Source organism: uncultured Blautia sp. (assembly GCF_902497045.1).
GTDB lineage: Bacteria > Bacillota > Clostridia > Lachnospirales > Lachnospiraceae > Blautia_A.
Map to the genome: position 1 here is coordinate 1 of NZ_CABVDF010000096.1, position 9,735 is coordinate 9,735.

The 9,735-nt window shown below is 43.3% G+C and carries 10 protein-coding genes; all 10 read right to left on the minus strand.

What is annotated here, in order from left to right; genetic code table 11:
• Positions 1-33: 33 nt before the first annotated feature.
• On the minus strand, positions 34-702 hold the full coding sequence (gene deoC / locus RDS42_RS08425) for a deoxyribose-phosphate aldolase (protein ID WP_308783262.1): 669 nt from the start codon (positions 700-702) through the stop codon (positions 34-36).
• Between the two features lie 19 nt (positions 703-721).
• On the minus strand, positions 722-1,912 hold the full coding sequence (locus RDS42_RS08430; RefSeq protein ID WP_308783263.1) for a phosphopentomutase: 1,191 nt from the start codon (positions 1,910-1,912) through the stop codon (positions 722-724).
• Between the two features lie 48 nt (positions 1,913-1,960).
• The gene (udp, locus tag RDS42_RS08435) at positions 1,961-2,740 is read right to left on the minus strand and encodes a uridine phosphorylase (protein WP_308783264.1); all 780 of its coding nucleotides are present in this window, start codon (positions 2,738-2,740) and stop codon (positions 1,961-1,963) included.
• Positions 2,741-2,755: 15 nt separating this feature from the next.
• Positions 2,756-3,202: a cytidine deaminase gene (gene cdd, locus RDS42_RS08440; RefSeq protein ID WP_308783265.1), complete on the minus strand. Its 447-nt coding sequence runs from the start codon at positions 3,200-3,202 to the stop codon at positions 2,756-2,758.
• Positions 3,195-4,037: a purine-nucleoside phosphorylase gene (locus tag RDS42_RS08445; RefSeq protein ID WP_308783266.1), complete on the minus strand. Its 843-nt coding sequence runs from the start codon at positions 4,035-4,037 to the stop codon at positions 3,195-3,197. The genes cdd and RDS42_RS08445 overlap by 8 nt, the downstream gene beginning before the upstream one ends.
• 4 nt (positions 4,038-4,041) lie before the next feature.
• Positions 4,042-4,764, minus strand: coding sequence for a Crp/Fnr family transcriptional regulator (locus RDS42_RS08450; RefSeq protein WP_308783267.1), 723 nt, complete (start codon positions 4,762-4,764; stop codon positions 4,042-4,044).
• A gap of 99 nt (positions 4,765-4,863) precedes the next feature.
• On the minus strand, positions 4,864-5,928 hold the full coding sequence (locus RDS42_RS08455; protein WP_308783268.1) for a BMP family ABC transporter substrate-binding protein: 1,065 nt from the start codon (positions 5,926-5,928) through the stop codon (positions 4,864-4,866).
• 61 nt (positions 5,929-5,989) lie between these two features.
• Positions 5,990-6,943 (minus strand): ABC transporter permease, encoded by a 954-nt coding sequence (locus RDS42_RS08460; RefSeq protein ID WP_308783269.1) that lies wholly within the window; start codon positions 6,941-6,943, stop codon positions 5,990-5,992.
• A gap of 2 nt (positions 6,944-6,945) precedes the next feature.
• Positions 6,946-8,076 carry an ABC transporter permease gene (locus RDS42_RS08465; protein ID WP_308783270.1) on the minus strand — a complete coding sequence of 377 codons (1,131 nt, stop codon included), beginning with the start codon at positions 8,074-8,076 and terminating at the stop codon, positions 6,946-6,948.
• Positions 8,066-9,598: an ABC transporter ATP-binding protein gene (locus RDS42_RS08470; RefSeq protein ID WP_308783271.1), complete on the minus strand. Its 1,533-nt coding sequence runs from the start codon at positions 9,596-9,598 to the stop codon at positions 8,066-8,068. Before RDS42_RS08470 ends, RDS42_RS08465 begins: the two co-directional genes overlap by 11 nt.
• Positions 9,599-9,735 lie beyond the last annotated feature (137 nt).

The following is a 9,735-nucleotide window of genomic DNA, read 5'->3' on the forward strand; positions in this document are numbered from 1 at the left end:
TCTCAAAAATGAAATCCGGTCTTATTCTGTCATTTAATATCCAGTACCATCATCGGTATTTTTTATAATTTTAACAATACGGCTTGTTCCCAGACGATCAGCCCCCAGACGGATAAATTCTTCCGCATCCTCCAGAGAAGAAATACCGCCGGCTGCTTTTACCTTCACTTCCGGTCCCACATGTTTCCTCATCAGTTCCACGTCCGCAAAGGTTGCTCCGGATTTTGAAAATCCTGTAGAAGTTTTGATAAACTCTGCTCCTGCCTTTGTAACAATCTCGCACATTTTTATCTTTTCTTCATCTGTAAGCAGGCAGGTCTCAATAATTACTTTAAGGATCTTTCCGTCACAGGCTTCGTGAATGCTGCGGATCTCATCTTCAAGCTCCTGATATTTCTTATCCTTCAAAAGACCAATATTGATCACCATATCGATTTCTGACGCACCGTTGGCAATGGCATCCTTTGTCTCAAAAACCTTTGTAGCTGTCGTACTGTAGCCGTTTGGAAAACCGATCACTGTACAGATCGGAAGCTTTCCATCTACATAATCCGCACATTGTTTTACATAAGAAGCAGGAATACACGCAGATGCAGTTCCATATTTCATGGCGTCATCCAGAATCTGACGGATTTCCTCCCATGTAGCAGTCTGTGTTAATAAAGTATGATCTACTTTGCTTAAAATTTCTTTTTTATCCATAATTGTCCTTTCTGATAATCTATTTCAGTTTATCCAAAATTGAATGTCCAATCGTGCCCTCCGGCATCTTTACGCCGAAATTATCTGCAATGGTTGCTCCAATGACCGCAAAGGTATCGGTATCTTCCAGTTTTCCGTTTCCTGTCATAGAAGGAGAATATGCCACAAAAGGTACATGCTCTCTGGTATGATCCGTACCCGTATGGGTTGGATCGTTTCCATGGTCTGCAGTGATGATCAGAAGGTCATCCTCCCGAAGCACCTGCAGAAGTTCCCCAAGCTTCTGATCAAATTTTTCCAGTTCCTGTGCATATCCTTCTACATTACGACGATGTCCCCACAAAGCGTCAAAGTCCACCAGATTCGTAAAGCACAATCCTTCAAAATCTCTTCCTGCGATTTCAATGGTCTGTTCCATTCCATGAACAGAGCTTTTGGATTTATTGGATTCCGTCAGACCTTCTCCGTCAAAAATATCGAAAATCTTTCCAACAGAAATCACGTCGAGTCCCGCTTCTTTTAATGCATCCAGGGCTGTTTTTCCATAAGGCTTCAGAGCATAGTCATGACGATTGGCCGTACGCTTAAATTCACCTTTCTTTTTGCCCACATAAGGTCTTGCAATGACTCTTCCTACCTTCCACTCATCCTTCATGGTCAGTTCTCTGGCAATCTCACAGCAGCGATAAAGTTCCTGAAGCCCAAATGTTTCTTCATTCCCGCAAATCTGGAGAACAGAATCCGCAGATGTATACACAATCATATGACCTGTTGCAATCTCTTCCTCTGCAAGTTCATCCAGGATTTCTGTTCCACTTGCACTTTTGTTGCCGATGATCACACGCCCAGTCCTTGCAGAAAGTTCATCCAAAAGCTCTTTGGGAAATCCGGTATCTGTAAAAGTTTTAAATGGTGTGGTAATATGAAGTCCCATCATCTCCCAGTGACCGGTCATGGTATCCTTGCCTACACTGGCTTCTGACATCTCCATATAATAGCCAAGAGGCTTTTCTGCAGCCGGAACACCTTTCAGCGGATGAAGATTCGCAATCCCCAGCTTTTGAAAATTAGGAATATGAAAGTTTTCTGTTCTTTCCGCAATGTGCCCCAGCGTATCCGTTCCTGCATCTCCATATTCTGCTGCATCCGGCAGCGAACCGATTCCCATAGAGTCTACAACAATGGTAAAAACACGTTTAAATTTACTCAACGAAATGCATTCCTTCCTATTATAATGTGTATCTCAATATCCAAGATTTTATTTTTCTTTATCTGCACGGATCAGTTTACGGATTGCTTCTACTGCAACCTTGATCGCGGATTCTGTATCATGAACGATAGGATTGTCCAGTCCTGCTGCATTTCTCTCCTGATTTCCCACTACCAGGAAATCGGAACCGCAGCGTACTCTCAAATGGCTTGCTGCAACAAACAATGCAGCCGACTCCATTTCAGATGCTTTACATCCAAGGCGTTTCCAGGCTTCCCATTTATTCAGCAGTTCATAGCTCACCGGCATTCTTTCCGGCTCATGCTGTCCGTAAAAAGCATCTTTGCACTGAACAACACCTGCATGATACGTATATCCCAGTTCTTTTGCTGCTGATACCAGAGCGTTTGTCACATCCAGGTCTGCAACTGCCGGAAATTCGATAGGCGCATATTCTCTGCTGGTTCCTTCCATACGGATCGCACCGGTTGCAACAACAATGTCTCCTCCTTTTACATCCATCTCAATGCCGCCGCAGGTTCCCACACGGATAAAGGTATCTGCTCCGCAAAGTACCAGTTCTTCCATTGCGATAGAGGCAGAAGGACCGCCAATTCCGGTAGAAGTCACACTGACTTTTTCGCCGTCCAGATAACCGGTATAGGTCACATATTCCCGGCTGTCTGCCACCAGCTTTGCATCATCAAAAAATCTTGCGATCTTTTCACAACGTTTAGGATCTCCCGGAAGAATCACATAACGTCCTACATCACCTTTCCGAATCTGTAAATGATACTGCAATCCTGCTTCACCTGAATAATTCTGCATTTTGTTTTCCTCCTTTTATCGGGCCAGATTTTCCGGTCCAAATCCTAATGGCAGCAATTCTGCCAGACTATAGTTCATAATTCCGCCTTGTCCATCTTCCAGAAGGATCCGAAACTCCTCTGGAACACAAAACTCTCGCATAACCTGACGACATACGCCGCAGGGTGAACAGGTTTCCTTTCCCTCTGTTCCTTCCGTCCCGCCTACAATGGCAATGGCTGCAAATTCTCTTTCTCCTTCCGACACTGCCTTAAAAAATGCAGTCCGTTCTGCACAATTGCTGGGCGTATAGGAAGCATTCTCTATGTTGCATCCCAGATACACGTTTCCCTGTTTTGTCACAAGAGCTGCTCCTACCTGAAATCCGGAATAAGGAGTATAAGCCCGCTTTCTGGCCTCATGCGCCAGATCAAGCAGCTTCTTTTCATTTAGTTTTCCATTCTCCAGAACTTTTTCATCCATTCTTTTTTTCTCCGATCAGACGTATGGTCTCTGTCACCAGTTTCTTAAAGTCTGCTGCCACACGGTCTGCTGTCTCCTGCACCTCTTTATGATCCAGAGGCTGGGCAGACATTCCCGCTGCCATGTTTGTGATACAGGATATTCCACATACGTCCATTCCCATATGGTTGGCCGCCATTGCCTCGCAGGCGGTGCTCATGCCTGCTGCGTCTCCTCCCATGGTTCTGCACATCCGAATCTCTGCCGGTGTTTCGTAGTTCGGCCCTGTCAGCTGCATGTACACACCCTGCTGGATGCTTACCTTAACGTTTTTCGCCGCTTCTCTGATGATCTCCCGGAGTTCTTTGTTGTACACTTCGCTCATATCCGGAAATCTTGGTCCCAGCTCTTCCAGGTTCAGCCCGATCAGAGGACTTGGAACAGTCGTTGTGATATGATCTGTGATCATCATCAGATCTCCCGGGCGGAAGTTATAATTCACACCGCCGGCTGCATTTGTCAGAATGATTGTCTTTGCTCCCAGAAGTCCCATCAGTCTGGTAGGAAGAACCACATCCGACATCTCATAGCCTTCATAATAATGGACACGTCCCTGCATAGCTACTACAGGAACATCTTTTACATATCCAAACAGGAATCTTCCCTGATGTCCTGCTACTGTAGATACCGGAAATCCCTCGATCTCCGAATATTCCAGTGTTTCCACAACATCCATCTCCTGCGCATAATCACCCAGACCGGACCCAAGGATCAATGCCACCTCCGGTTTAAATGAAATACGACTTTTCACTGCATTGGTGCATGTGATCAGTTTTTCATAAATTCTATTTCCCATATCATCACCTCTCTATTAATGCTGATACCATTTCATTCATCTTCATGTACTGCTCTTTATTAATACTGAATTTATTTCCTTCTTTTGTGATCCATCCGTTTTCATGGAACTTTTTTACCGCGCGGTTGACTGTCCGGACACAAAGCCCTGTCATCTCAGAAAGCTCCGCTCTGGAGGAATTCACAAAGAACATCCCGTTTTTTTCATTTTTCTTATAGGTGTCCACCAGGTAAAGAGCAAGCCTGTCTGCACCCTGCAAAAATAAATAAGCTCTGCTTTTTCTATCTGTTTCCAATAAATAACGTCCTACGGTTTTTGCTTCCCGCTTCAATGCATTGATGTCTGTATTTAGCCATTTTTCATAGCTGTGTTTTGGAATCTTGATTGCAATACAGGGGGTCACTGTTTCTATGGTTGCTGTGTATGCAGGAAGATCCAGGACTAATTCCATACCGCCCATGGCTTCCAGTGTATTTACTCTCATAAAATCATACACAATCCCATAAATTCTGTAATCTGCTGCCCGTACGATTCCCTCGATGATCAAATAAATATATTTGACCGGTTCGTTTTCTCTGATAAATGTATAATCCTTTTCCATCTTAATGATCTGGAAAGAATCAATGAGCCACATAGGCGCGCCGGCAAAATACGCCTTTAACTCTTCATATTTTTCATGTTCTATTTCTCCAAGAACAGATATTGAATTATACAAATAGTCACTCATGATTTTCCACCTCATTTAGGAAAACAGGCTGCCCCACTTACTTGTGCGACAGCCTTTTTTGTTATTAGATCAATAGGTTCTCCATTCTGCGGAATTCCATTACTGGATCAGTTCCACTTTCACGTTCTCTGCCGGAACATCTGTTGCACTTGCTGCAACTGTATCATTTTCTACTTTGATGCTTCCGTCAACCAGACCCTGGAAAAGTTTGTCATAAGTAGCCTGGTCAAATTTTTCAAATTTGGATGTTTCCATCGGCAGTAAGATACCGTTGTCGGCTGCTGTAAGAGTTACAGATTTTCCGCCTTCAAAGGTTCCGTCATAATAAGATTTTACAGTATTGTATACAGAATCGCCAAGGTTCTTCATAGCAGATGTGATGACTGTATCAGACTCAGAAGACTGGTCAACGTCTACACCGATCACTTTTCCGCCGGAGGTCTCTGCTGCTTTCATAACGGAGTTTCCAACTGCACCGCCGCATGCAAAGATCACTTCTGTTCCTTCGTTATACCATGCAGCTGCTTTTGCATTGTTTTCCGGAGTTGCGTCAAAGTTTCCTACATAAGTATATTTCATGGATACTTCTTCTACGCCAAGCTCTTTTGCAGCTGCGTCAGCACCCTGAATAAATCCATAACCGTAACGGATTACTGCAGGAACTGCAATACCGCCCATGAATCCAAGCTTTGTATAACCTTCTGCTACTGCTGCATAACCAGCCAGATAACCAGCCTGCTCCTCTGCATAGAAGATAGACTCTACATTTTTCTCAATTCTCTGGCCCTCATTAGGATCTGTAGGAGCTGCATCAATAATAATAAATTTTACGTCCGGATATTTATCCTGTGCCTCCAGAACAGGATACTCAAACAGGAATCCCGGAGTTACGATAACCTTAGCACCGCCTTTTACAGCAAGGTCAATGGATGTGAGGCATGCAGCATCTGATTTTTCTGCCGGTTTATAGTATTTGCAGGTAATATCATTGTCTTTTGCATAGGCCTCCAGACCTTCCCAGGAGCCCTGGTTAAAGGATTTGTCGTCGATGGTTCCTACGTCTGTGATCAGAGCAAGTTCATATCCCTCATCTGCATGAACTGTTGCAGCTCCGCCCAGAACCATCACGCCTGCCAGTAATAAACTTAATAATTTTTTCATCATGTTTTTGTCCTCCTTTGGGTTTTTTATGTAAATTAATAAGTTTTCAGGTAAAAATAAACGTTTATCTGCTTCCCTTATCATATGGAATTCCCTCTGCCCGCGGAGCCTGAGAATTCTTTGAAGAAAAGATCAGAACGATCAGTGTTGCAACATAAGGGATCGTCTTATAAATCTCGTTTGGAATCGGCAGAGATTTCAGTATCGGAATGGCTGAATATGCACTTGCCAGTGTCTTCATAATACCGAAGAAAAATGCTGCCATAAGGATTTTCCCGCTTCTCCACTGTCCGAAGATCAATACGGCAATGGCAAGGAATCCATATCCGGCTACAGTTGCATTAAAGTTTGTAGATGTCGGAACTACGAATACCAGACCGCCGATTCCGGCAAGCACACCGGAAATGATAACACCTGCATAGCGGATGCCTGCCACATTTACACCAACGGAATCTGCGGCTCCCGGATGTTCTCCACAGGCACGGAGCCGGAGACCAAATCTTGTCTTTTTGATTGCAAAGGCTGCCACAAGGAAAATACCAATGCCGATAAATGTAGTAATATAACAATTCTGGAAAAACATTGGTCCGATCACCGGAATGCTTCCAAGCACCGGAACCTTTGCAATATAAAAGGTATCGGTAAAGGGAATCTGCTGGGATCCCTGAATCATACGAGCCACATAAATTGCAAATGCCGGAGCAAACATGTTAAGAGCTGTACCACTGATCGTCTGATCTGCTTTCATGTTTACAGAAGCAAATGCATGAAGCAGAGAAAATATCCCGCCTACTGCACCTGCGATCAGAACTGCCAGAATCAACAGAAGCTGTCCGCTGATGCTGTCCTGAAAGATGTTGATAAAGAAAATTCCTACAAAGGCTCCCATAACCATAATACCTTCCAGAGCAATGTTGATAACACCGCTGCGTTCCGAATACATAGCACCGATGGCCACGATCAGAAGAGGGATCGCAAAATACATGGTCTGCTGAATGATAAAATATAATACGCTCATGCCTATGCCTCCTTTCCTTTATCTGTGCCAACTGCTTTTGCTTCTACTTTTTTTGCCCGTTTCATCTGGATCTTATGGATCATTGTCTTAAACAGAAGAGACAGGGCACCGCAGTAAACAATTGCTGCAATAATAATGTCGATTGCTTCTGATACAAAATCAAAAAGCTGCATGTTGTAGCCGCCTACGGTAATATGTCCGATAAAAAGTCCTGAGAACAGGATACCGATCGGATTGGAAAGTCCGAGGAGGGCTACGGAAATTCCTGAAAATCCTTCCGGTGCAATGATATCAAGTACCTGAAGATATTTTCCGGATCCTGCCAGATACAGCAGCGCACCGCCAAGACCTGCAAGGGCACCGGAGATCACCATGGAAAGAACAATATTTCTCTTTTCATTGATTCCGGCATATTTGCTTGCATGAGGATTAAGACCACAGGCCTTTAATTCATACCCGAAAGTTGTCTTGTTCAGGATCACATAGATCAGGATCACACAAAGTACTGCAATAAAAATTCCAATATTCAGGCTTGCGCCTACAAAAATCTTGTCCAGTCCGGCTTTTGGCAGTATTGCGCTTTTGGCTACTGCCACAGACTGATTTTTCAGCGGGTCATAAATATAGTTGCGTACCAGAAGGTTCACTATATACATGCCAATGTAATTCATCATAATTGCTGAAATAACTTCATTTACATTGAAGAAGGCTTTCAGGATTCCCGGAATGCTTCCCACCAGAGCTCCTACCAGTATTGCTGCCAAAAGGGCTACCAGCCAGTGAATAGAAGCCGGAAGGAACGTCCATTTGATTCCTACATATACAGCAGCAAAAGCTCCTGCTGTAAACTGTCCGGAAGCTCCGATATTAAAAAGTCCTGTCTTAAAAGCAAATCCTACAGAAAGACCTGTCATAATGATCGGAGTCGCATAGTAAAGAACATCGCCTACTCCTTTCATGCCGTCTGTAAAACCGCCTTTTATGATCATCATAAATCCATTCACAGCCTGGCTGGGATTACTTGCAAGAAGGATGATGAATCCAAACAGCAGACCACAGATGATCGCCAGGATAGAAGAACTGAAATTAACAAATCCTTCTCCTTTAAATATAGATTTACGTTTACTGTTCATTCTTCACACTCCTTTTTGCTCCTGCCATGTAAAGACCAAGTTCCTCAGTTGTGATCTCTTTCGGATTCAGATCTGCTACGATCTCTCCCTCATACATAACCACAATACGATCGCTTAAGTTCATTACCTCATCCAGTTCCAGAGATACCAGAAGAACTGCTTTTCCTGCATCTCTCTGCGCTACAAGCTGCTTATGGATATATTCAATAGCGCCTACGTCAAGCCCTCGTACCGGCTGCACTGCAATTACGATCTCCGGATTTCTGTCAAGCTCTCTGGCAATAATGGCTTTCTGCTGATTTCCGCCGGACATGCCTCTGGCACTGCTGGTTTCCCCGTGACTGGAACGGATGTCAAATTTTTTGATCAGTTCTTTTGCATATTCACGGATTGCATCAAACTTCAGAAATCCATGTTTCTGAAAGCGGTCTGTATAGTAAGTCTGAAGTACAAGATTCTCCTGAAGCGTATAGTCAAGGACCAGTCCGTCTTTATGGCGGTCTTCAGGGATATGAGCCATACCATCGATACATTTCTGACGAATGCTTTCCTTTGTAATATCTTTTCCGTTTAAGATCACCTGTCCGCTGTCCAGAGGCATCAGGCCTGTAATTCCATATACCAGTTCTGATTGTCCATTCCCATCAATACCTGCCACACAAAGGATTTCACCTTTACGAACCTTAAAAGAAACATTTTTCACAGCTTCTTTTCCTGAAGCTTTGCTTTTGATGGTCAGATTTTTCACTTCCAGAACTGCATCTCCGGGATTCATTTCTGTTTTTTCCACGTTCAGGTTTACTTTTCTTCCTACCATCATTTCAGACATCTGTTCTTTGGTGGTATCTGCCACATTGATGGTACCGATATATTTGCCTTTACGCAAAACACTGCAGCGATCTGCTACTTCCTTGATCTCATTCAGCTTATGAGTAATAAAAATAATGGATTTTCCTTCTGCCACAAGCTGCTTCATCACTTTCATAAGCTCATGGATTTCCTGAGGGGTCAGTACTGCAGTAGGCTCGTCGAAGATCAAAATATCATTGTCGCAATACAACATTTTAAGGATTTCAACTCTTTGCTGCATTCCTACGGTAATATCAGAAATGTAGGCGTCCGGATCAATTTTAAATTTGTACTTTTCACTGAGTTCCATTACTTTTTTTCTGGCGTCTTCCATTTTCAGAACGCCCATTTTTACGGTTTCCCTGCCAAGCACAATACTTTCCAGAACTGTAAAATTATGAACCAGCTTAAAATGCTGATGGACCATCCCGATACCCAGATCATTGGCATCGTTTGGACTGTTGATCTTTACAGTTTTACCATTAATCTTTATTTCGCCCTCCTCCGGCTGATAAAGACCAAACAAAACACTCATCAAGGTGGACTTACCCGCTCCGTTTTCCCCAAGAAGAGCGTGGACTTCTCCTTTTTTTACCTGGAGAGTAATGTCATCGTTTGCTTTAAAATCCCCAAATTGTTTTGTAATATGGTTCATTTCGATTACATATTCCACTCATGTACCTCCTTTGCCCATTCCCGTTTATGCAAAATGTCTTTACGTTTAGTCTATTATACCTCTTTTTTGTGCAATAAAAAAAGGACTCGTGTCCTTTTTTTATTTATCAAATACATTTTTGTAAATAATCAACT